The organism is Pseudomonas sp. ASL3 (assembly GCF_056680425.1).
In genome coordinates this window covers 671313-693324 of record NZ_CM155281.1, presented here as the reverse complement: position 1 = coordinate 693324, position 22012 = coordinate 671313, and the positions used below count along the sequence as shown (strand labels likewise).

Sequence of the window (22012 nt, the reverse complement as noted above, 5' to 3'; positions counted from 1 at the left end):
GGTGGTTGAACGTGAAAAGGAAACTTACCGGTGCAACACGCTTGTCCTGCGGTACATAACGCAAGGTGGCGTTTTTTGTGACTGAAACATCGCAGGCAAGCCTGCTCACATTAGTTGATCGCATTCTGTGTGGGAGCAGGCTTGCCTGCGAAAAGGACAGCAAGGTCGCTACAACCTGATGATGTGCCCTTCGTCCGGCGCCACCCTGCCGTGAAAAAGATCGCTGATCAGTTGCTGGGCAGCGGCATAACCGTCACTGACCACCACGTCCAGCATGGGCTTCACAGGGTCGGTCACCTGCTGATAGAAGCGCTGCAAGCCTTCGCCGATGTGGCTGCTGACCCGCTCCGGGCCCCATTCGGCGTTGCGTTTGCGGATCTGGATCGGGGCGAAGAAAAACACCGGCGACGGCCCTTGAATAGCGGTCAATTGCGCTTCATCAGTACTTTGCGCGGACCCGGCGAAACAGCTGTAGATCAGCCCCTCGGCGAAGTGTTGATGCACCTTGTCACGCAGGTGCAGATCACCGGAAAAGTCGACATACAGAGTGGGCTGGTCCTTGGCCAGGCTGTGCAGATCGTCATAGCTGACCGCCTGCTCGTAGCCACTCAGCCCTTGAACGAAGTCGAGGTTGCGCGCCGAGGTCAGGGCGACCCGTTGCACGTTTTGCCCCTGCAGGCAGATCGCTGTGCCATAGGCGGTTTTGCTCGATGCGCTGGAAAAAACCAAACGTGTCGCGCCAAAAAACTCATTGTCCTGCAAAAAGTCCGCAAGCATGGATGAGGTCAAAAATAGTGGTTTAAGCAGGATTTGCAGGTTTTCCGTGGTCGGGCTGTAGTAAGCGTCCCAGCTGCAACGGGTGTATTGGTTGTAGGCCGAGGTCAGATCGCGGCGATGCTCGGCACCGTCGTAGAACCCGCGCTCGGTGACGCGCTCGGGCTTCATCCAGATATGGCTGGCTATCGGGTAATAGCCATAGAAGCGCTCGCCCACTTTGACACCCGGTACATCGGAGGCCAGCACATCGGCGAACCCCCAGACCGGCATGTGGCCCCAGTCTTGAAGACCGGTCGGAAAAAACTGCCAATAGTTCATCGAGTCGCCATACGCGGCATACGTGATGTTGTTGGTGGTGATCGCGCAGCGTTCGATCTTCAGGATGACCTCTCCGGTCGCAGGGATCAGGCTGCGCTGTTGCTGCTCGACGCGGGTCTGGTCCAGTGCGTTTTTCCGGGTGAGAAGCCGTGTTACCGTGCCCAGGCTTTGCATCGTCAAGCTCCAGTGTTGTCAGGTCGCCAAAGAGTAGCCCTCCGCCATGAAGACCGGGTTCGGAAACGCCAACAAGCCCTCCAGCAAGCTGCAAACCAAAGCCAAACCACTGAAACGGCCGAGTCAGGCCCGAGCGGTGTTTACGGTCGACGCGATTTATCAAGCGTTTGTTCGGATTTGGCAGCGTGACGGCTGGGCGAAACTGACCACTCGGGCTGTGGCGCTGGAGTCGGGTTTCGCCGTCGGCACCCTGTATGACTATTTCCCCAGCAAAGAGGCGCTACTGTCCGGCTATACGCGCCAGTGCATCGAGTCACTGTTGCGGCAATTGGATGAACAGGTCATTTCGGCCACCGATCTGGACTGGCAAAGCCGGATCAAGCGCCTGGTACGCTTGACCTGTGACCCCGCAGCCATCGACCTGCCGCTGTTCGGTATCGAACTGTTGATGCTGGAACACCAGATCGCCGAGCCCAAGCATCATCAACGGGTATTCCAGGAGCTGTCGGGCAAATGGCGGGAGGCGTTCGCGGCCTGCCATGACCTGCCGCAGCCGGTGACCGAGGCGACGATTGATGCCCTGCTGCTGATGGCCTGGGGTGGGCGCCGCTACAGCAACACGGCCCAGCTCTCGCCGGCGCAGGTCGACACCTGGCTGAAAGAGGCCGAGCGGATGATTTTTCTGCGGTTGAGCATCGCACCGACGATGCCCAACCCGGAGGAATCCGACTGATCGAATATCAGTCTTTCTTATGTTGCTCGACCCACGCGGCAAAAGCGTTGATAAAGGTTTGCAGAAGGGGTTTTGTTTGCTCGGACAACGTCCCCGCCGCATCGAAAGACGCCCCGGCATGGCCCAGATAGGCTTCCGGTTGCTGCATGCATGGCACGTTGAGAAAGACCATGGATTGACGCAGATTATGGTTGGCGCCAAAACCGCCAACGGCACCCGGAGAGGCGCTGATCACGGCGCCCGGCTTGCCGCCGGCCCAGGCGCTTTTGCCGTAAGGGCGCGAGCCCACATCGATGGCATTTTTCAGCACGCCCGGCACCGAGCGGTTGTATTCCGGGGTCACGAACAGAAAACCGTCGGCCGCGCTGATCTGCTGGCGAAATGTCGTGTAAGCCGCCGGTGGAGAATCCGTATCGATGTCTTCGTTGTAGAGGGGTAAATCACCGATTTCGATGATTTTCAGCTCAAGGGTGCTGGGGGCCAACGCCACCAATGCGCGAGCGACCTTACGGTTGATCGAGTCTTTTCTCAGGCTGCCGACAACGACAGCAATCTTATAGACCTGGCTCATGAAGATTTCCGCTTACTGATTAGAGGAGGTTTCAGTTATAGATGACGTGGCGAATTTAGCCCGGCTTTCGACTTCGATCATTGCCGCAGAACCGCCCAAGACGCCCTACGGAGCTATCTATCGCTCTTGGGGTCGACGGGCCAGACTATTTTTTCGACGCATCAAAACTCGCCTATGAAACAGTGGTCTGAGTCACATGGACGTAGCGGCTGACCCTGTTCGTTCAGACTTACCTTACAAGCGGGCGTAGATTGTCAGCGCGCAGTGTTAGCATGTCAGCGCAAATGAGCGGTTATCTCCAGAGGTTACAAAGCAAATGGCTTCAGTTCTCGTCGGACAGTTTCATGCAAGGGATGCGGAAGGCCGTGTCTACTCGGTGCATGAGTTCCAGGAATCACAGCCCGATGTGGCTGACGGCACGCAACCCGTTTCAACTTACCGTCTAGCCATCGGCGATCGAGTCAACCATTTGGGTGGGGATGACTTCGAGTTGCTTCAATCCGGCGTAAAAATGACCCGCACTCCCTGAGTCGGGCCACTTATTACGTTGCATCGCCAGGTTCCCTGCGCGCCGCTTGAACGCTTTGCTTGTCTTTTTTGAATACAAGCGGCGAGTACAAGCGGCAGGTAGCTCTGGATTGGTCGGGCCGTTACTGAGTTCGTCACTCATCGGTCATTCGAACATCAAATACCAGAAAATCGCCGTTTCCCGGGTGTCGGGATCAATGGCGCGATACAGCATGTGATCGACCCCGCCCACGACATACCCGCAACGCTCGTAGAGTTTGCAGGCTGCCAGATTGTTGTTTTGCGTCTCGAGCATGATCCCCGGCAAGTTGCGCTTGCGACTCCAGAACTGCGCGACATCCAGTAACGACCTGGCAATGCCATTGCGGCGCGCCGACGCGTCGACTGCCAGTTCATCGACATGGGCAAAGCCATTCCAGTGAGTGCTGAGTACCACATGGCCCACCGCCCGCTCGCCCAACCAGGCCACCAACACCGTGCTGTCGGTCGCATCCCGGTAGTGGCAGAACTCACTGGAATCGATCCCGTAATTCTTGCGATAAGGCTCGACCGGCTCGATCTCCCAGCGTTCGACGCGCTGCCCCACTTGCGCCAGCGCATAGCCGCTGACGGTGAACGTGAACTCGCTATTGAGGATGTAATCCTCGAAGCACTCATCCGCGACTCGAATGGACAGTGCCGGGTTTACCTCAGTCATGACAAGACCACTGCATTACCGGTGAATGGATCGGCCTGACGCCGCGCTGTTCACCGGGAAGCTTGCGCCTCTAGCAACTGCACCCACAACGCGGGCGCACCGGCAGATTTTGCGATCGCGGCCATGCGCACGTCGTGCTCGGCCATTTCGCTGTCACTGGCCCGAATCACCCGAGCCGGTTGTCGATCCGCCGGTAAACGACGAATTTCACTGGCCGTATTGCCCGAGCCTTCGCCGGAACCATTTCCGTCGGTCGCATTGCCCGCCAGGGACAGGCTGGTCTGCCCACCGGTCATGGTCAGGTAAACGTCGGCGAGAATCTCGGCATCGAGCAGAGCGCCGTGCAACTCACGACCGGAGTTGTCGACACCGTAACGCTTGCACAGCGCATCGAGGCTGTTGCGCTGGCCGGGGTGACGCTCACGGGCCATCGCCAGGGTATCGAGGACGGTGCAATGCTGGGTGATATCAGCCTTGTCCCGCTGCCCCATCAGCGCGAATTCGTTATTGATGAAACCAACGTCGAACGCGGCGTTGTGGATGATCAGCTGCGCGCCCTTGATGAACTCGAAGAACTCCTCCGAAACCTCATTGAAACGCGGCTTGCCGACCAGAAACTCGTTGGTGATGCCGTGGACGCCAATGGCCCCCTCATCGCTTTCGCGATCAGGTTGCAGGTACACGTGAAAATGCCGCCCGGTCAGGCGACGACCGATCAATTCGACGCAACCGATCTCGATGACCCGGTGGCCATCGGTGACTGGCATACCAGTGGTTTCGGTATCGAGTACGACGCTACGCATGCTTGATGCCTCTTACTTCATCCACACCGCGGTTGGCCAGTTGGTCGGCACGCTCGTTGCCATCATGGCCAGTATGACCACGCACCCACTTCCAGGTCACGGTATGACGATTGACTTGCTCATCGAGCAACTGCCACAAATCGGCATTTTTCACCGGTTGTTTGGCGGCGGTTTTCCAGCCGCGTTTCTTCCAGTTGACCAGCCACTCCTTCATGCCTTTCATGACATATTCGGAGTCGGTCACCAGCAACACATCGCAGTGCCTTTTGAGTTCTTCCAGGCCTCGAATGGCAGCCGTCAGCTCCATCCGGTTGTTGGTGGTATTGGCTTCGCCACCCCACAGTTCTTTTTCGACACCCTTGCACACCAACAAGGCACCCCAGCCGCCGGGGCCAGGGTTACCTTTGCAGGCGCCGTCGGTGAAAATTTCAACGCTTTCGTTCATTACAACCTTTTCCATCAAACTTTCCACCGAGAATGTGTCATCTGACTTGACGCTTCACGGTTGCGGGTTGCGCCGATTGACCTTGGCCATCGGCAACGGCAGCAGCTTGCCCATGGGCTCACGCCGCACCGGACGCACGGGGCGCAGGCCGACCACTATCTTGCGTGCAACCAATAAATAGAAGCCGCCGCCGGGGCTTTGCCAACCGTCACCGAGACGTTCCAGTCCGGCCAGTCGAGCTTTCCACGCCGCTGAAGCAAGCGGCGGACGATAGCATCCGAAGCGTCGTTTCTCCAGCGCGAAGCCGAGCAGGTTCAACCAGTCAGCCACCCGCGAAGGCGAAATGCAGCGCGCCTTGCGCAACGCATCATGGGCGAAAACATGCCGCAGCCCCCAGGCACTCCAGGGGTTGATCCCGATAATCAGCAAATGCCCGCCGGGGCGCACACTGCCGGCGGCTTCACGCAGCAAACCGTGAGGCGACAGGCAGAAATCCAGACCATGTTGCATGACCACGACGTCAGCCGCGTGCTCACTCAAGGGCCAGGCCTGTTCTTCACAGACAATTTCGACGCCGGGCAATGGCGCACCGAGACGAACGTTACGCTGAACCTGGTGGGCCACCGGCGGCGCTTCGGCAGAAGGGCCGTAATGCACCAGGTAGCCACCGAAGTAACGGCCCAGCTCATCTTCGAGCAGCCGCCGTTCCTCCTCCAGCAACAGTTGCCCCAGCGGCCCGGACAACCACTCACGGGCCGAGCTGATCAACGCAAGCCATTCAGGATCAGCCTGGGCGAAAGCTTCATCGGTCATTTATGATCTCCATGAGGGCGCTCGCTTAGAACCACGACAGACTCTAAGATGCACCATTGTTTACCGCTTAGCGAACTGCGCCATGATACAGATCGACGCCCTGCCCGCTTTTACTGACAACTACATCTGGTTGTTACAAGACACTGCCAGCCAACGCTGTGCCGTGGTCGACCCCGGCGATGCCACACCCGTCCTCGCCTGGCTGGAACAGCATCCAGGCTGGCAGCTCAGCGACATCCTGGTCACCCACCACCATCACGACCATGTCGGCGGCGTCGAGCAACTGAAAAAAGCCACCGGCGCCCGTGTACTGGGCCCGGCAGCGGAAAGCATCCCGGCGCGGGACATCGCCCTCAGCGATAACGATCAGATCACCGTACTCGGCCTGAGTTTCGCCGTGCACGCTGTGCCCGGTCACACCCTGGGCCATATCGCCTTCTACCATGACGATCCGAAAGCCCCGTTACTGTTCTGCGGCGACACCCTGTTCGCAGCCGGTTGCGGCCGTCTGTTCGAGGGCACGCCCGAACAAATGCATCAGTCATTGAGCCGTCTGGCAGCGCTGCCGGACAGCACCCTGATCTACTGCACCCACGAATACACCCTGAGCAATCTGCGCTTCGCCCAGGCAGTGGAACCCGGCAACATCGACATCGCCGAACGCTTCATCCAGGTCAGCCAATGGCGCAGTGAAGACCGGATCAGCCTGCCTTCCAATTTAGCGCTGGAACGACGCACCAATCCGTTTATTCGGACGCATGAAACATCCGTTAAAGAAAAAGCGGACGAACGGACTGGTACAGACAATCAGTCGCCAAGTGCTATTTTTGCTAGCTTGCGCGCATGGAAAGATAAGTTCTAACTGCTGCCATCATCAGCACGGAAATTCTGAAAGGTTGACCGTTGGCTGGGTGGTTCCTAGAATCGCCCGACATTTTTGCCTGAAAACACCCCCCAGCCAATGTCGTCACCCATACGCAAAGCCATCAATTCAGACGCATTGACCCGGTTGGCTCAGGCTATTGCTGTGGTCCTGGGCGCCGCGCTGGCTGGTTGTCAGACCACCAACCATATCGATCCCGGCGTCAGTCACCGGGCGCCGAATCTGGCCGCCGGATACCCGCAAAAACCAATTTTCCTCACTGACAAACCGACCCCGCTGGCGCCACAGGATGTCTGGGAGCGGATGCGTCAGGGCTTCCAGTTGCAAGAAGGCAACGGCCAGAACCCACGTATCGATCAACAACGCCTGTGGTTCGCCAACAACCCGTCCTTTCTGGAAAACGCCGGCGAACGCGGCAGCCTTTACATGCACTACATCGTAGAGCGCCTCGAAGAACGCAATATGCCGCTGGAGCTGGCCTTGCTCCCGGTGATCGAAAGCGCTTACAACCCCATGGCCTACTCGCGTAGCGACGCCTCGGGCATTTGGCAGTTCATCCCGTCCACCGGGCGCTACTTCAACCTGCGTCAGACCAGCTTCTATGATGGCCGTCGCGACATCACCGCCTCGACCATCGCCGCCCTGGACTACCTGACCCGCCTGCACGATATGTTCAACGGCGACTGGCTGCTGGCGTTGGCCGCCTATAACGCGGGCGAAGGCACAGTCAGCCGGGCCATCGAACGCAACCAGAAACTCGGCCTGCCCACCGATTACTGGAACCTGCCATTGCCGCAGGAAACCATGGATTACGTGCCCAAATTCCTGGCGTTGTCGCAAGTGGTGATGGCGCCGGAAGCCTACGGCGTCAACCTCAACCCGATTGCCAACGAACCCTACTTCGAAGTCGTCGAACTCAACCAGCGCATGGACCTGTCGAAAGTGGCAGCCATGGCCGATATCGACGAAGACGAACTGTTCCAGCTCAATCCAGCCTTCAAAAAGCGCATGACCATCGACGGCCCCCAGCATTTGCTGGTGCCAACGGCCAAGGCACAACTGCTGACCGCCAGCCTGTCGCACATGAAGCCGCAGGAACTGGTGGATTGGCAGCAATACCGTGTGCGCCATGGCGACACGCTGGCCAGCCTCGCCAGCCGCTATCAGGTATCGGCCAACTCGCTCAAGAATATCAACAAGCTGACAGGCAAAAGCCTGCGCGTGGGTCAGACCTTGCGTATTCCGACCCAGCCCGGCGTGACACCGGCACGGCCGGTATTCGAGCAAATGGCCAGCCGCGACAAGCCCACGCCAAGCCGCAATTATCGGGTGAAAAAGGGCGATAACCTGGCAGCCATCGCCAGAGCCAACAAAGTCGACGTCAAAGACCTGCAGCACTGGAACAAGCTGTCCGGACAAAACCTGAAGGTCGGGCAGACCCTGGTCATGCAGGACACAAGCAAAGCCAGCGCCAAAGCAAACGTTGTCGCCAAAACCAGCGGCAAAGGCAAAGGCAGCGACAAGAAAACGACGCAGTACACGATCCGCAAAGGCGATTCGATGTATCTGGTGGCCAAACGTTTCAACGTCGAGATGCAGCATCTCAAACGCTGGAACCCGCGCAGCGGCCAGGCACTCAGACCGGGTGAAACCCTGACCGTGTATCAGAACGATTGAAAGCTCTGTGCTGTCTGCCAGGCTCTCTGCGCCAGACCTTCAGCCTTCGCGAATGAATTCGCTCCCACAGTAGATTGCATACCCCTGTGGGAGCGAATTCATTCGCGAAGAGGCCAGCACTGTCAGCAAAGCTCCACCCCGCATTCCCCAGGCTTGTCCGGCAGCCTGCTTTTTCCAACGGATACAAGCTGTTACTGTACCGCCCCAGAAGCCCAAGCCGCCTGGATCGGATCCCGGATTTGATACGTCCCCTCCTGCTCATACTCAGCCTGGCCTTGAGCTTTCCCGCAGGCGCAACCATCAGCGAAAGCCATGGCTATGCGCAGTTCGGCGTTCTCAAGTACCCAGCCAGCTTTACTCATTTCGACTGGGTCAATCCCGAGGCGCCAAAAGGCGGCACCTTGAGGATCATGGCATTTGGCACTTTCGATACGCTCAACCCCTACACCTTCAAGGGCACCAGCCCGATTTCGACACCGAATTTCCTGCAATACGGGGTCAACGAGCTCAACGAACCCTTGATGGTCGGCACCGGCCAGTACGACCCCTCCGGCGACGAACCGACGTCCAGCTACGGTCTGATCGCGCAAACCGTCGAGTACAGCGAAGACCGCAGTTGGGTGGTGTTCAACCTGCGCCCGCAGGCACGCTTCCACGATGGCAAGCCGATCACCGCGTATGACGTAGCGTTCTCCTATCGCCTGCTGCTCAAGGAAGGTCATCCGCAATACCGTACCAGCCTGCAAGAAGTACAACGGGTCGATATTCTCAACCGCCATCGCATCCGTTTTGTCTTCAAACGTGCCAACAATCCCTTGCTGATCCTGCGTTTGGGCGAAATGCCGGTATTGCCGCAGCACTATTGGAAGAATCGCGACTTCAAGGCCACCACCTTCGAGCCGCCAGTGGGCAGCGGTCCTTACCGAATCACGCAGGTGCAACCCGGACGACAGCTGGTGTTCGAACGGGTCAAGGATTGGTGGGGCAAGGATCTGGCGGTGAACCGCGGCAAGTACAATTTCAATCGCGTCGAAGTCGAGTTCTACCGCGACAGCGATGTGGCGTTCGAGGCGTTCAAGGCCGGTGAGTTCGATATCTACATCGAGCATCAGGCCAAGAACTGGTCCAACGGCTACCACTTCCCGGCAGTCGCCAACGGTGACGTGATCAAGGCGCAGATCCCGCACAAGATTCCGACTCAGACCCAGGGACTGTTCATGAACACCCGGCGCGGCACCTTCGCCGACGTCAAGGTGCGCGAAGCGCTGGGCCTGATGTTCAATTTCGAATGGACCAACCGTGCGCTGTTCAGCGACGCCTACACTCGCTCGATGAGTTATTACCCCAACAGCGAATTCTCTGCCACCGGTCTGCCGGTGGGTCGCGAACGACTAATGCTTTCGCCCTGGCGCGATCAACTGCCGCCGAACCTGTTTACCCAGCCGTTCAGCGTGTCCAAAACCACCGGCGGTGACATCCCCCGGGAAACCTTGCGCCGGGCGCTGGGTCTATTGGCCGAGGCGGGATGGACACTGTCCGATCAGCGCTTGCTCAATCGCAACGGTCAGCCCCTGCGCTTCGAAATATTGCTGGTCAATCCCGACCTTGAGCGGATTCTGCAGCCTTACGTCGAGGATCTCTCACACATCGGGATCGACGCCCGTTTACGTACGGTGGATCGCGCCCAGTACAAACAGCGCCTGGACCAATTCGATTTCGACATGATTTTGATGACCCTGAACCAGACCCTCAGCCCGGGCCTCGAACAGTGGCAGTACTTCCACTCCAGCCAGGCCGTGGTCAAAGGCAGCAAGAATTACGCAGGCGTGTCCAGCCCGGTGGTCGACAGCCTGCTCAATCAATTGCTGGCGGCACAATCGTACGATGAACAACTTGCCGCGGCCCATGCCCTGGATCGGGTGCTGCTCTGGCAGCACTACAGCATCCCCAACTGGTACCTCGATTATCATCGCCTGGCGTACCGCAACCGGTTCGCCAGGGTCACCACCCCGCCCTACACTCTGGGTCTGCGCGCGTGGTGGCTCAAGCCTTCGGAGAAGACTCAATGATTGCTATGCGCTCCCTGCTGATGCAGGCCAGCGGCATCTTGCTGATGGGGGCCTGCGCCGCTCTGGCCGGCCCTGTTCAGGCCGATCCTGCGCACGCCCTGACCCTGTACAACGAAGCCCCGAAATACCCCGCCGACTTCAAGCATTTCGACTACGTCAATCCGGATGCCCCAAAGGGTGGCAACTTCCGTCAGGCTGGTTTCGGCGGCTTCGATAGCCTGAACCCCTTTATCAACAAGGGCGTGCCCGCCGACGATATCGGCATGATTTACGACACCCTCGCCCGTCAGGGTCTGGATGAACCCTTCACCGAATATGGGCTGATCGCCGGCAAAATCGAAAAAGCCCCGGACAATAGCTGGGTGCGGTTCTATCTGCGCCCCGAAGCCCGCTTCAACGACGGCCATCCGGTGCGCGCCGAAGACGTGGTGTTCAGCTTCGAAACCCTGATCAAAAACGGCGCGCCGATGTTTCGCGGCTATTACGCCGACGTTGATCAGGTCATCGCCGAAGATCCCCTGCGGGTGCTCTTCAAGTTCAAGCACCATAACAACCGCGAGTTACCGTTGATCCTCGGCCAACTGCCGGTCCTGCCCAAGCACTGGTGGGAAAATCGCGACTTCAGCAAGAGCAATCTGGAAATTCCGCTGGGCAGCGGCCCCTACAAGGTGGCCGAGGTCAAGGCCGGGCGCTCGATTCGCTACGAGCGGGTCAAGGATTACTGGGGCAAGGACCTGCCGGTCAACCGTGGTTCCTACAACTTTGACACGATGTCCATCGACTACTATCGGGACAACACCGTCGCCCTTGAAGCACTCAAGGCCGGGCAATTCGATTATTGGCTGGAAATCAGCGCCAAGAACTGGGCCACCGCTTACAACACCCCCGCCGTCAACGCTGGCCGGCTGATCAAGGAAGAGATTCCCAACGGTAACCCCACCGGCATGCAGGGCTTTGTCTTCAACCTGCGGCGCCCGATATTCCAGGACGTGCGCGTGCGTGAGGCGCTGAACCTGCTGCTGGATTTCCAGTGGACCAACAAGCAGCTGTTCAACGGCGCCTATACCCGAACCAAAAGCTACTTCGACAATTCCGATATGGCCTCCAGCGGCATGCCGTCCAAGGAAGAGCTGGCCGTGCTCGAACCGCTGCGCGGCAAGGTCCCGGACCGGGTGTTCACGGATGAATTCAAGCTGCCAGTGACCGATGGCAGCGGCATGATTCGCCCGCAACAGCGTCAGGCCTTTCAACTGCTGCAAGAGGCTGGCTGGCGCATCGTCGACGACAAGATGGTCGACGCCCAGGGCAAGCCCGTGCAGATCGAGTTCTTGCTGGCGCAGACCGAGTTCGAACGCATCCTGCTGCCCTTCAAGCGCAATCTCAGCGACCTCGGCATCGATCTGGTGCTGCGCCGGGTCGATGTGTCGCAATACGTGAACCGTCTGCGCTCGCGGGACTTCGACATGATTGTCAGCAGCTTCCCGCAGTCCAACTCGCCGGGCAATGAGCAACGTGAATACTGGGACTCCTCCAGCGCCGACAAACCTGGCAGCCGCAACTTCATCGGCCTCAGAGACCCGGCTATCGACACCCTGGTCGACGGCCTGATCAACGCCGACTCACGGCAAAGCCTGATCACCCACGCCCGTGCGCTGGACCGCGTATTGCTCTGGGGCTACTACGTGGTCCCCAACTGGCACATCAAGACCTGGCGCGTGGCGTACTGGGATCATATCGGGCACCCAAAAACCACGGCACTGTATGACGTCGCTCCTTCGACCTGGTGGGTAAAACCCGACGCCACGCCGGCGATTCCCCTACAAACAACCGGGCAAACAACTAAGCAAGCCGATCCGGCGAGCGTGGAGCAATAAGATGCTGGCCTATATTTTTCGGCGCCTGTTGCTGATCGTTCCGACGCTGTTCGGCATTTTGCTGGTCAATTTCGTGATCATCCAGGCTGCGCCCGGCGGCCCGGTGGAGCAGATGATCGCCAAGCTCGAAGGCTTTGAAGGCGCCACCAGCCGCATCGCCGGCGGGGGTGCGGAAGTGTCGGTGGCCGGCTCCAGCTATCGCGGTGCGCAAGGGCTTGATCCAGCGTTGGTGAAGGAAATCGAGCACCTGTATGGCTTCGACAAGTCCGCACCCGAACGTTTGTGGATCATGATCAAGAACTACGCCACCCTCGATTTCGGCGACAGTTTTTTCCGCGATGCCAAAGTCGTCGACCTGATTGTCGAGAAGATGCCGGTCTCCATTTCCCTCGGGCTGTGGAGCACCTTGATCATGTACCTGGTGTCGATTCCGCTGGGGATCGCCAAGGCGACACGTCATGGCAGCCACTTCGATGTCTGGACCAGCTCAGCGATCATTGTCGGTTACGCCATCCCGGCCTTCCTGTTCGCCATCCTGTTGATCGTGGTGTTCGCCGGTGGCAGCTATTTCGACTGGTTCCCCTTGCGCGGCCTGACCTCGAACAACTTCAGCGAGCTGAGCTGGGGCGGCAAGATCCTCGACTACTTCTGGCACCTGGCGCTGCCCGTTACCGCGCTGGTCATCGGTAACTTCGCGACCATGACCTTCCTCACCAAAAACAGCTTCCTCGATGAAATCGGCAAACAGTACGTGATCACCGCCAAGGCCAAGGGCCTGAGCCAGCGTCGCGTGCTGTACGGGCATGTATTCCGAAATGCGATGCTGCTGGTGATCGCTGGTGTCCCTTCGGCCTTCATCGGTATTTTCTTCACCGGCTCGCTGCTGGTGGAGGTGATCTTCTCCCTCGATGGTCTGGGCCTGATGAGTTTCGAGGCCGCCATCAACCGCGACTATCCGGTGGTCTTCGGCACCCTGTTTATTTTTACCCTGATGGGGTTGGTGGTGAAATTGATCAGTGACATCACGTATACGCTGGTCGACCCGCGTATCGACTTCGAAAGCAGGGAGCATTGATATGGCGCTCTCTCCTCTCAATCGCCGCCGCTTCGAGCGCTTCAAGGCCAACAAGCGCGGCTGGTGGTCGCTGTGGCTGTTTCTGATTCTGTTCGGCCTGAGCCTGGGCGCCGAATTGATCGCCAACGACAAGCCGCTGGCCGTGCGCTATGACGGCCAATGGTATTTCCCGGTGTTCAAGCGCTACCCGGAAACCACTTTCGGCGGCGAATTTCCGCTGGAAGCCAATTATAAAAGCCCGTACATCAAGGAACTGCTGGCGGCCAACGACGGCTGGACCTTATGGGCGCCGATTCCCTTCAGCTATCAGAGCATCAACTACGACCTGAAAGTCCCGGCCCCCGGCCCGCCGTCGGCGGAGAATTACTTCGGCACCGACGATCAGGGCCGCGACGTGCTGGCGCGGGTGATCTATGGCTTCCGTATATCGGTACTGTTCGCCCTGACGCTGACCGTGCTCAGCTCGATCATCGGAGTCATCGCGGGCGCGCTACAGGGGTTTTATGGCGGCTGGGTGGATCTGGTGGGGCAGCGCTTCCTGGAAATCTGGTCCGGGCTGCCGGTTCTGTATCTGCTGATCATCCTCGCCAGCTTCGTCCAGCCTAATTTTTGGTGGCTGCTGGGCATCATGCTGCTGTTTTCCTGGATGAGCCTGGTAGACGTGGTGCGCGCCGAATTCCTGCGGGGACGCAATCTGGAATACGTGCGCGCCGCACGGGCATTGGGCATGCAGAACGGCGCGATCATGTTCCGCCATATTCTGCCCAACGCCATGATCTCGACCATGACCTTCATGCCATTCATCCTCACGGGCGCCATCGGCACCCTGACCGCTCTGGACTTTCTCGGCTTCGGCCTGCCAGCCGGCTCGCCGTCGCTGGGCGAGTTGGTGGCCCAGGGCAAATCCAACTTACAGGCGCCCTGGCTTGGGATCAGCGCCTTTGCCGTGCTGGCCCTGATGCTCAGCCTGCTGGTGTTCATCGGCGAATCCGCCCGCGACGCTTTCGACCCAAGGAAATGAGATGAACAAGGACAATTTGATCGAAGTCCGCGATCTCGCCGTCGAGTTTGTCACTGGCGGGCAACCCAATCGCGTGGTCGAGGGGATCAGCTTCGATATCCGTCGGGGCGAAACCCTGGCGCTGGTCGGCGAAAGCGGCTCGGGCAAGTCGGTCATCGCGCACTCGATTCTGCGTCTGCTGCCCTACCCGCTCGCGCGCCATCCCAGCGGGACTATCCAGTACGCAGGGCATGACCTGTTGACCCTCAGCGAGAATAGATTGCGCGCGATCCGTGGCAACCGGATTGCGATGATCTTCCAGGAGCCGATGACCTCGCTGAACCCGCTGCAATCCATCGAGAAGCAGATCAACGAGGTACTTGGCCTGCACAAGGGCCTGCAGGGCAAGGCCGCCACGCTGCGCACGCTGGAGCTGCTTGAGCTGGTAGGCATCACCGAACCTCACAAACGTCTCAAAGCCCTGCCACACGAGCTCTCAGGCGGCCAGCGCCAGCGTGTGATGATCGCCATGGCCCTGGCCAACGAGCCCGAGCTATTGATCGCCGACGAGCCGACCACTGCGCTCGACGTGACGGTACAGCTGAAAATCCTCGAATTGCTCAAGGAGTTGCAAGCCCGGCTGGGCATGGCGATGCTGCTGATCAGCCACGATCTGAACCTGGTTCGGAAAATTGCGCATCGGGTATGTGTCATGCAGCAAGGTCGTATCGTCGAACAAGCGTCATGTGAACAGCTGTTCCGTTCACCGCAGCATCCGTACACGCAAGAATTGCTGGGCGCCGAGCCCAGTGGAGGTCCGGCGGACAATGTTGCCGGCGCACCGTTGCTTGAAGTCGACGATCTGCGGGTCTGGTTTCCGATCAAGAAAGGCCTGTTCAAGCACACCGTCGATCATGTCAAAGCGGTCGACGGCATCAACTTCAGCCTGCCTCAAGGGCAAACGCTGGGGATTGTCGGCGAAAGCGGCTCAGGCAAGTCGACGTTGGGTTTGGCGATTCTTCGGCTGATTGGCAGCAAGGGTGCCATACGGTTTCAAGGCAAGACGCTAGACTGCCTGACGCAACAGCAGATTCGTCCGCTGCGCCGGCAAATGCAGGTGGTGTTTCAGGACCCTTACGGCAGCCTGAGCCCCCGAATGTGTGTAAGCGACATCGTTGGTGAGGGCCTGCGCATTCATCACATGGGCACGGCGGCCGAACAGGAACGCGCCATCATCGAGGCGCTGAAGGAGGTAGGTCTGGATCCGGAAACCCGGCACCGCTACCCCCACGAATTTTCCGGCGGGCAGCGGCAGAGAATCGCCATTGCCCGGGCATTAGTGTTAAAACCGGCGCTGATTCTGTTGGACGAGCCCACCTCGGCGCTCGACCGGACCGTCCAGCGCCAAGTGGTGGAGCTACTGCGTTCACTGCAAAAGAAGTACAACCTGACCTATTTGTTTATCAGCCATGATCTGGCGGTAGTCAAAGCGCTGAGCCACCAGTTGATGGTGGTCAAGCAGGGGCAAGTCGTTGAACAGGGTTCGGCACAGAGCATTTTTGCCGCACCGCAACATCCCTATACACAGCAGCTGCTGGAAGCCGCCTTTTTGGCGCCGGTAGCTGTCGATTAACCTGAAGAGGAACAACACATGGGTTTTCTCGCCGGTAAGCGCGTCCTGATCGTCGGTGTCGCTAGCAAACTGTCCATCGCATCCGGCATCGCTGCCGCCATGCATCGCGAGGGCGCAGAGCTGGCCTTCACCTACCAGAACGACAAACTCAAAGGTCGTGTCGAAGAGTTCGCCGCAGGCTGGGGCTCGGGCCCTGAACTGTGCTTCCCTTGTGACGTGGCCAGCGACGAAGAGATCGCCAAGGTCTTTGAAGAACTGGGCAAAAAATGGGATGGCCTGGACGTGATCGTTCACTCGGTAGGCTTCGCTCCAGGCGATCAGCTTGATGGCGACTTCACTCAGGCGACGACCCGTGATGGTTTCCGCATCGCTCACGACATCAGCGCCTACAGCTTCGTCGCGCTGGCCAAGGCCGGTCGCGAAATGATGAAGGGCCGCAATGGCAGCCTGCTGACCCTGTCCTACCTGGGCGCAGAGCGCACCATGCCCAACTACAACGTGATGGGCATGGCCAAGGCCAGCCTGGAAGCCGGTGTACGTTATCTGGCCGGTAGCCTTGGCCCGGAAGGCACACGCGTCAACGCGGTATCGGCTGGCCCGATCCGCACCCTCGCCGCTTCCGGTATCAAGAACTTCCGCAAAATGCTCGCTGCCAACGAAGCGCAAACTCCGCTGCGTCGCAACGTGACCATCGATGAAGTCGGCAACGCCGGCGCATTCCTGTGTTCGGACCTGGCTTCGGGCATCAGCGGCGAGATCATGTACGTCGACGGCGGCTTCAACACCACCGCGATGGGCAACCTCGAAGAGTAATCTTCTCCGGTTGACCAGAAGCCCGCGGCTTGTGAGAGTTCGCGGGCTTTTTGTTGGGCCGCCGTTCGCAGGCAAGCCTGCCCCCACAGGGGCGGGTATCGCGGAAAAAAAAGGCCGCTCAATGAGCGGCCTTCTTTTTGTCGCGGGATCAAGCGTCAGTAACGCTCGATCTTCGCTTTGCTTTCCAACTGCGCGCGGTAAGCAGCAAAATCCTGCTGGCCAGCACGCGAGGCGAGGAAACGGCGGTACTGCGCTTTCTCTGCCTCTGTCGGCGCTGCGGCTTGATTGACGCCGTTGAGGCGCACAATCACAAAACTGCCGTCAGCTGCTTTCAGGCTGGAGTAAACAGGCTTGTCCTTAGCTTCAGGTTTAGGCATGCGGAACAGTGCTTGCAACACCGCTGGATCGACACCTTCCTGACTGCGAGTCACTGCTTCCAGTACCTTCCAGCTCTGACCGTCTTGCTTGGCCGCCAGAGGGATCTTGCCGTCACGCAAGCCAGCCAACAACGCTTCGCCCTTGGTCTTGACCGCTTCGCTGGCGTGATTCTTGATCAACTGCGCACGAATGCTGCCGGCGACGCTTTCAAGCGGCAACTGCTCAGGCTGACGGTGTTCCTTGACCCGTACCACCACCGCTGTTTCCGGATCGAGCTCAAGCGCGGCGCTGTTGGCGCCTGTTTCAAGTACTTCTGGGTTGAACGCTGCCTGGATCACTGCACGGTTGGCAGTAATGCCTTCACCGCCTTCACGACCGAATGGCGCAGACGTCTGCACTTTCAGACCCAACTCTTGAGCAGGCTGCGACAGATCCGATGCTTCGAACGCCGAGTCTTCGAGCTTCTTCATCGCATCGACGAAACGCTGTTCGACCTGTTGCGCTTTCAGCTCGTGGGTCAGCTTGCCCTTCAAGCTGGCAAAGGTCGGCACCGACGGTGCTTCAACGCCCAACAGCTTGATCAAGTGCCAACCAAAACTACTGCGTACCGGGGCTGAAACCTGGTCTTTCTTCAGGTCATACAGCGCCTTTTCAAAAGCAGGATCGTAAACGCCCTGGCCTGCATAGCCCAGGTCACCACCCTTGCTGGCCGAACCCGGATCCTGGGAAAATTCCTTGGCCAGGGCCGCAAAATTTTCACCTTTGGCCAGACGCTGTTGAATCTCTTCAATCTTCGCCTTGGCCTGAGCCTCGTTCAGCTTGTCATTCACGTCGATCAGAATATGCGCAGCACGACGCTGCTCGGCGAGGTTGCCGATTTCTTTCTGATAAGCCGCCTGCAAATCGGCGTCCTTGACTTCAACCTGATCGAAGAAAGAAGACTTCTTCAACTCGATGAAGTCCAGTACGACTTGCTCAGGGCTCATAAACTCTTTGGCGTGCTCGTCGTAATGTGCCTTGACTTCATCGTCGGTCACTTTCGCGGCGGCGGTGTCGGCGGTAAACGTCAACGTGGCGAAATCACGAGTCTGTTTTTCCAGACGGGCGAACGCTTCAACCTGAGCGTCGGTCACAAAACTGCTGCCCGCCAGACCTGCGCGCACCTGACCAATCAGCATTTCCTGAGCCATCATGTGGCGGAACTGCAAACGACTGTAGCCCAGTTGGCGAATGACCTGATCGAAATGGTCAGCGCTGAATTTGCCGTCTACCTGAAATTCAGGTGTCTGCAAAATCTGCTGATCCAGAGCCGCTTCGGAGAAGGCGAATTTCGAATCGGCTGCGCCTTGCAGCAACAATTTGCGATCGACCAGCCCTTTCAAGGCCGCGTCATGCAGCATTTTTTCATCCAGCAGTGCAGGATCGAAATCCTTGCCCAGCTGCTGCATAAGCTGACGGCGTTGCATTTCAACCGCCTGACTCAGCTCGTTTTGAGTGATCTCTTCACCATTGACCTTGGCAGCATCCTGACTCGTGCTGGTGGCCCTGAAAATGGCGTCAAAACCGGTCAAGGCCATCAATGCAACGATGACCCCAATGATCGTCTTGGCAATCCAGCCTTGGGAGTTGTCCCTGATATTCTGCAGCATGCGTCCCCCAGAAACGGTTGTACTGATTAAACCAACCGCGGAGCGTGGGTAGAATCCGGATAGAAGAAAGGCGCATCCGAGGATGCGCCTTCTCGTAACTGGCGGAGCGGTCGGGGCTCGAATCCGCGACCCCCGGTGTGACAGGTCGGCATTTTAGCCGACTGACCTACCGCTCCGCTGCCAGGACAGGAATGACCCTGGCCTGGATGGGCAAAGGTTTGAAAGAAACTTAGTTGACAGCTTCTTTCAGTGCTTTACCGGCTTTGAAACCTGGTTTTTTGGCTGCTGCGATTTCCAGCGTCTTACCGGTCTGAGGGTTGCGACCGATACGAGCAGGACGATCTGTAACGGAGAAAGTGCCGAAACCTACCAGTACAACAGAGTCGCCAGCCTTCAGAGCGCCAGTGACGGATTCGATCACTGCGTCCAGCGCACGGCCAGCAGCAGCTTTCGGGATATCAGCAGATGCAGCGATAGCATCAATCAGTTCCGACTTGTTCACTCTAAGTCCCCTTATATCTATATTGAGTATGTTTCTAAGTTTTTTGGTGTAAGCAAAACGAGTGCTGAATGGCCTACAGACACTTTTAGAGCCGCTTTATAACAAGGGCTCTAAAAATCTGTCAAGGAAGGCCCTTCAGACTAATGCGTGCTAATTCTTTCCTTAGAGTCAGACTCGCGCTTTTCATCCTTTGCAACCATCTCCGGAACCACATCTGGCAAGGGCTCCGGCGCGTATTGCAGCGCAATTTGCAGGACCTCGTCAATCCATTTAACCGGTTTAATCTGCAGGTCCCGTTTGATATTGTCCGGAATCTCTTTCAAATCCCGTACGTTTTCTTCGGGAATGATCACGGTTTTGATTCCGCCACGGTGCGCCGCGAGCAGTTTTTCCTTTAAACCGCCAATGGCCAAAACCTGCCCCCGCAGGGTAATTTCGCCGGTCATTGCCACGTCTGCGCGCACAGGGATCCCTGTCAGCGCTGAAACAAGGGCCGTGCACATACCTACGCCAGCGCTAGGGCCGTCTTTAGGGGTGGCTCCTTCCGGCATATGGATATGAGTGTCGCGCTTCTCATGGAAGTCCAGAGGGATCCCCAGGCTTTTGGCACGGCTGCGCACTACCGTCAGGGCAGCCGTGATGGATTCGACCATCACATCACCCAGCGAACCGGTCTTGATCAACTGACCTTTGCCAGGCACCACAGCCGCTTCGATGGTCAGCAATTCGCCGCCCACTTGCGTCCACGCCAGGCCTGTCACTTGACCGATCTGATCCTGCTGCTCGGCCAAACCGTAGCGGAATTTACGTACACCCAGGAAATCCTCGAGCATTTCCGCGGTAACACGGATCGAGAAGCGTTTTTCGAGCGCGTGCTGTTTGACCGCCTTGCGGCAGACCTTGGCGATTTGCCGTTCCAGGCTGCGCACACCCGCTTCACGGGTGTAGTAGCGGACGATGTCGCGAATCGCTTCCTCTTCAAACTCCACTTCGCCCTTTTTCAAGCCATTGGCCTGAGTCTGTTTTGGCGACAGGTACTTGACCGCGATATTGATTTTCTCGTCTTCGGTGTAGCCAGGCAGACGGATCACTTCCATCCGGTCCAGCAACGCCGCAGGGATATTCATCGAGTTCGCGGTGCACAGGAACATCACATCGGAAAGGTCGTAGTCGACTTCCAGATAGTGGTCGTTGAAATTGTGGTTCTGCTCCGGATCGAGCACTTCAAGCAGTGCCGAGGCCGGATCGCCGCGCATGTCGCTGCCCATCTTGTCGATTTCATCAAGAAGGAACAGCGGGTTGCGCACACCCACTTTTGTCATCTTTTGTATCAATCTTCCCGGCATCGAACCGATATAAGTCCGGCGATGACCACGGATTTCAGCTTCATCACGCACGCCACCGAGGGCCATACGCACGAATTTTCGGTTAGTTGCATGGGCAATCGACTCCGCGAGGGAAGTTTTACCCACACCCGGCGGACCTACCAGACACAAAACCGGACCACGAACTTTCTTCACGCGTTTTTGAACGGCGAGGTATTCGAGGATGCGTTCTTTAACTTCATCCAGACCATAGTGGTCGGCATCAAGAATGTCTTCAGCGCGAGCCAGGTCCAGACGCACCTTGCTCTGAGCCTTCCACGGCACTTGCACCAGCCAGTCGATATAGGAGCGCACTACCGTCGCTTCGGCCGACATAGGCGACATTTGCTTGAGCTTGTTCAGCTCAGCCAGCGCTTTGGTCAAGGCGTCTTTAGGCAGACCGGCAGCATCGATGCGCTTTTTCAGGTCTTCGATTTCGTTGTGACTTTCGTCACTGTCGCCCAGCTCTTTCTGAATGGCCTTCATCTGCTCATTCAGGTAGTACTCGCGCTGGCTGCGCTCCATCTGTTTTTTAACCCGGCCGCGTATGCGCTTCTCGACCTGCAACAGATCAATCTCGGCATCCAGCAAAGCCAGTACGTGCTCTACCCGTGCGGGCAGATCGACGATTTCGAGGATTTCCTGCTTCTGTTCGATTTTCAGCGCCATATGCGCAGCCATGGTATCGACCAGGCGGCCCGGCTCATCGATGCTATTGAGCGAAGACAGGACTTCAGCCGGGACTTTTTTGCCCAACTGTACATATTGTTCGAACTGAGCCAGCAGGCTGCGCACGAACACTTCGGATTCGCGGTCAGGTGCTTCCACCTCGTCGATCAAGGTCACTTCAGCGCGACAATGACCATCGACCTCGATAAAGCGTTCGACAGTGCCACGTTGCTCACCTTCGACCAGCACCTTGACGGTGCCATCAGGCAGCTTGAGCAGTTGCAATACGGTTGCAATGGTGCCGACGCTATAAAGAGCCTCTTCACCAGGATCATCATCCGCGGGATTTCTTTGCGCGAGCAAAAGGATCTGCTTGTCGCCAGTCATCGCGGCCTCAAGGGCTTCGATAGATTTCTCGCGCCCCACGAACAGCGGGATAACCATGTGCGGATAAACCACAACATCGCGCAATGGCAAGAGAGGCAATTCGATGGTTGTCTTCATGATTTCGCCTCTACGGCGGCCATAGGGCCGTGGACAGATAAAATTAAGCTTGAACCCAAGATG

The 22012-nt window shown here is 58.1% G+C and carries 19 protein-coding genes; 10 read left to right on the top strand and 9 right to left on the bottom strand.

Translation table 11 applies throughout. The annotated features are described in order from the left end of the window. Positions 1-168 precede the first annotated feature (168 nt). Positions 169-1269, bottom strand: coding sequence for a DUF2855 family protein (locus AC1MEE_RS03180; RefSeq protein ID WP_480413778.1), 1101 nt, complete (start codon positions 1267-1269; stop codon positions 169-171). A gap of 46 nt (positions 1270-1315) precedes the next feature. Here AC1MEE_RS03180 and AC1MEE_RS03175 point away from each other — a divergent pair, with 46 nt between their 5' ends. After that, the gene (locus AC1MEE_RS03175) at positions 1316-2002 is read left to right on the top strand and encodes a TetR/AcrR family transcriptional regulator (RefSeq protein ID WP_480413777.1); all 687 of its coding nucleotides are present in this window, start codon (positions 1316-1318) and stop codon (positions 2000-2002) included. A 7-nt stretch (positions 2003-2009) separates the two neighbouring features. Here AC1MEE_RS03175 and AC1MEE_RS03170 read toward each other — a convergent pair whose 3' ends face one another. Continuing rightward, positions 2010-2573: an NADPH-dependent FMN reductase gene (locus tag AC1MEE_RS03170; protein WP_480413776.1), complete on the bottom strand. Its 564-nt coding sequence runs from the start codon at positions 2571-2573 to the stop codon at positions 2010-2012. 316 nt (positions 2574-2889) lie between these two features. Between AC1MEE_RS03170 and AC1MEE_RS03165 the strand changes: the two genes are divergently transcribed. Next, positions 2890-3102, top strand: a complete 213-nt coding sequence (locus tag AC1MEE_RS03165; RefSeq protein ID WP_480413775.1) for a hypothetical protein — start codon at positions 2890-2892, stop codon at positions 3100-3102. A gap of 144 nt (positions 3103-3246) precedes the next feature. Here the strand turns inward: AC1MEE_RS03165 and AC1MEE_RS03160 are convergent, their stop codons facing one another. From AC1MEE_RS03160 to AC1MEE_RS03145, 4 genes are read right to left on the bottom strand one after another with little or no spacing between them, the layout of a single operon-like run. Further along, positions 3247-3798 carry a GNAT family N-acetyltransferase gene (locus AC1MEE_RS03160; protein ID WP_480413773.1) on the bottom strand — a complete coding sequence of 184 codons (552 nt, stop codon included), beginning with the start codon at positions 3796-3798 and terminating at the stop codon, positions 3247-3249. A gap of 50 nt (positions 3799-3848) precedes the next feature. Further along, a complete protein-coding gene (gene dnaQ, locus AC1MEE_RS03155; RefSeq protein ID WP_480413772.1) occupies positions 3849-4601 on the bottom strand; it encodes a DNA polymerase III subunit epsilon in 753 nt (250 codons plus the stop codon). Further along, the gene (rnhA, locus tag AC1MEE_RS03150; protein ID WP_480416141.1) at positions 4594-5046 is read right to left on the bottom strand and encodes a ribonuclease HI; all 453 of its coding nucleotides are present in this window, start codon (positions 5044-5046) and stop codon (positions 4594-4596) included. The genes dnaQ and rnhA overlap by 8 nt, the downstream gene beginning before the upstream one ends. Before the next feature lie 54 nt (positions 5047-5100). Continuing rightward, the gene (locus tag AC1MEE_RS03145; protein ID WP_480413771.1) at positions 5101-5859 is read right to left on the bottom strand and encodes a methyltransferase domain-containing protein; all 759 of its coding nucleotides are present in this window, start codon (positions 5857-5859) and stop codon (positions 5101-5103) included. An 82-nt stretch (positions 5860-5941) separates the two neighbouring features. On the opposite strand from AC1MEE_RS03145, the gene gloB reads away from it, so the two are divergent. From gloB to fabI, 8 genes are all read left to right on the top strand, one after another. Further along, complete coding sequence (gloB, locus tag AC1MEE_RS03140) at positions 5942-6721, top strand: hydroxyacylglutathione hydrolase (RefSeq protein ID WP_480413770.1); 780 nt, start codon at positions 5942-5944, stop codon at positions 6719-6721. Between the two features lie 99 nt (positions 6722-6820). After that, positions 6821-8419: a lytic transglycosylase domain-containing protein gene (locus AC1MEE_RS03135; RefSeq protein WP_480413769.1), complete on the top strand. Its 1599-nt coding sequence runs from the start codon at positions 6821-6823 to the stop codon at positions 8417-8419. 239 nt (positions 8420-8658) lie between these two features. After that, entirely contained in the window at positions 8659-10488 is a 1830-nt protein-coding gene (locus AC1MEE_RS03130) for an extracellular solute-binding protein (RefSeq protein ID WP_480413768.1), read from the top strand. After that, positions 10485-12362 carry an extracellular solute-binding protein gene (locus AC1MEE_RS03125; protein ID WP_480413766.1) on the top strand — a complete coding sequence of 626 codons (1878 nt, stop codon included), beginning with the start codon at positions 10485-10487 and terminating at the stop codon, positions 12360-12362. The genes AC1MEE_RS03130 and AC1MEE_RS03125 overlap by 4 nt, the downstream gene beginning before the upstream one ends. Before the next feature lies 1 nt (position 12363). Further along, the gene (locus AC1MEE_RS03120; protein ID WP_480413765.1) at positions 12364-13437 is read left to right on the top strand and encodes a microcin C ABC transporter permease YejB; all 1074 of its coding nucleotides are present in this window, start codon (positions 12364-12366) and stop codon (positions 13435-13437) included. Between the two features lies 1 nt (position 13438). After that, positions 13439-14458 carry an ABC transporter permease gene (locus tag AC1MEE_RS03115; RefSeq protein WP_480413763.1) on the top strand — a complete coding sequence of 340 codons (1020 nt, stop codon included), beginning with the start codon at positions 13439-13441 and terminating at the stop codon, positions 14456-14458. A 1-nt stretch (position 14459) separates the two neighbouring features. Continuing rightward, a complete protein-coding gene (locus tag AC1MEE_RS03110) occupies positions 14460-16070 on the top strand; it encodes an ABC transporter ATP-binding protein (RefSeq protein WP_480413762.1) in 1611 nt (536 codons plus the stop codon). An 18-nt stretch (positions 16071-16088) separates the two neighbouring features. Further along, positions 16089-16883 carry an enoyl-ACP reductase FabI gene (gene fabI, locus AC1MEE_RS03105; protein WP_480413761.1) on the top strand — a complete coding sequence of 265 codons (795 nt, stop codon included), beginning with the start codon at positions 16089-16091 and terminating at the stop codon, positions 16881-16883. 155 nt (positions 16884-17038) lie between these two features. On the opposite strand, the gene AC1MEE_RS03100 is transcribed toward fabI, so the two are convergent. From AC1MEE_RS03100 to lon, 3 genes are all read right to left on the bottom strand, one after another. After that, a complete protein-coding gene (locus AC1MEE_RS03100; RefSeq protein WP_480413760.1) occupies positions 17039-18910 on the bottom strand; it encodes a SurA N-terminal domain-containing protein in 1872 nt (623 codons plus the stop codon). A 229-nt stretch (positions 18911-19139) separates the two neighbouring features. Then, positions 19140-19412 (bottom strand): HU family DNA-binding protein, encoded by a 273-nt coding sequence (locus AC1MEE_RS03095; RefSeq protein WP_002552737.1) that lies wholly within the window; start codon positions 19410-19412, stop codon positions 19140-19142. A 140-nt stretch (positions 19413-19552) separates the two neighbouring features. After that, the gene (gene lon, locus AC1MEE_RS03090; RefSeq protein WP_480413758.1) at positions 19553-21949 is read right to left on the bottom strand and encodes an endopeptidase La; all 2397 of its coding nucleotides are present in this window, start codon (positions 21947-21949) and stop codon (positions 19553-19555) included. Positions 21950-22012: the final 63 nt, after the last annotated feature.

Bases quoted from the DNA above. Each gene is read 5' to 3' on its own strand.
- AC1MEE_RS03180 (WP_480413778.1), bottom strand. From the start codon at position 1,269: ATGCAAAGCCTGGGCACGGTAACACGGCTTCTCACCCGGAAAAACGCA.
- AC1MEE_RS03175 (WP_480413777.1), top strand. From the start codon at position 1,316: ATGAAGACCGGGTTCGGAAACGCCAACAAGCCCTCCAGCAAGCTGCAA.
- AC1MEE_RS03170 (WP_480413776.1), bottom strand. From the start codon at position 2,573: ATGAGCCAGGTCTATAAGATTGCTGTCGTTGTCGGCAGCCTGAGAAAA.
- AC1MEE_RS03165 (WP_480413775.1), top strand. From the start codon at position 2,890: ATGGCTTCAGTTCTCGTCGGACAGTTTCATGCAAGGGATGCGGAAGGC.
- AC1MEE_RS03160 (WP_480413773.1), bottom strand. From the start codon at position 3,798: ATGACTGAGGTAAACCCGGCACTGTCCATTCGAGTCGCGGATGAGTGC.
- dnaQ (WP_480413772.1), bottom strand. From the start codon at position 4,601: ATGCGTAGCGTCGTACTCGATACCGAAACCACTGGTATGCCAGTCACC.
- rnhA (WP_480416141.1), bottom strand. From the start codon at position 5,046: ATGAACGAAAGCGTTGAAATTTTCACCGACGGCGCCTGCAAAGGTAAC.
- AC1MEE_RS03145 (WP_480413771.1), bottom strand. From the start codon at position 5,859: ATGACCGATGAAGCTTTCGCCCAGGCTGATCCTGAATGGCTTGCGTTG.
- gloB (WP_480413770.1), top strand. From the start codon at position 5,942: ATGATACAGATCGACGCCCTGCCCGCTTTTACTGACAACTACATCTGG.
- AC1MEE_RS03135 (WP_480413769.1), top strand. From the start codon at position 6,821: ATGTCGTCACCCATACGCAAAGCCATCAATTCAGACGCATTGACCCGG.
- AC1MEE_RS03125 (WP_480413766.1), top strand. From the start codon at position 10,485: ATGATTGCTATGCGCTCCCTGCTGATGCAGGCCAGCGGCATCTTGCTG.
- AC1MEE_RS03120 (WP_480413765.1), top strand. From the start codon at position 12,364: ATGCTGGCCTATATTTTTCGGCGCCTGTTGCTGATCGTTCCGACGCTG.
- AC1MEE_RS03115 (WP_480413763.1), top strand. From the start codon at position 13,439: ATGGCGCTCTCTCCTCTCAATCGCCGCCGCTTCGAGCGCTTCAAGGCC.
- AC1MEE_RS03110 (WP_480413762.1), top strand. From the start codon at position 14,460: ATGAACAAGGACAATTTGATCGAAGTCCGCGATCTCGCCGTCGAGTTT.
- fabI (WP_480413761.1), top strand. From the start codon at position 16,089: ATGGGTTTTCTCGCCGGTAAGCGCGTCCTGATCGTCGGTGTCGCTAGC.
- AC1MEE_RS03100 (WP_480413760.1), bottom strand. From the start codon at position 18,910: ATGCTGCAGAATATCAGGGACAACTCCCAAGGCTGGATTGCCAAGACG.
- lon (WP_480413758.1), bottom strand. From the start codon at position 21,949: ATGAAGACAACCATCGAATTGCCTCTCTTGCCATTGCGCGATGTTGTG.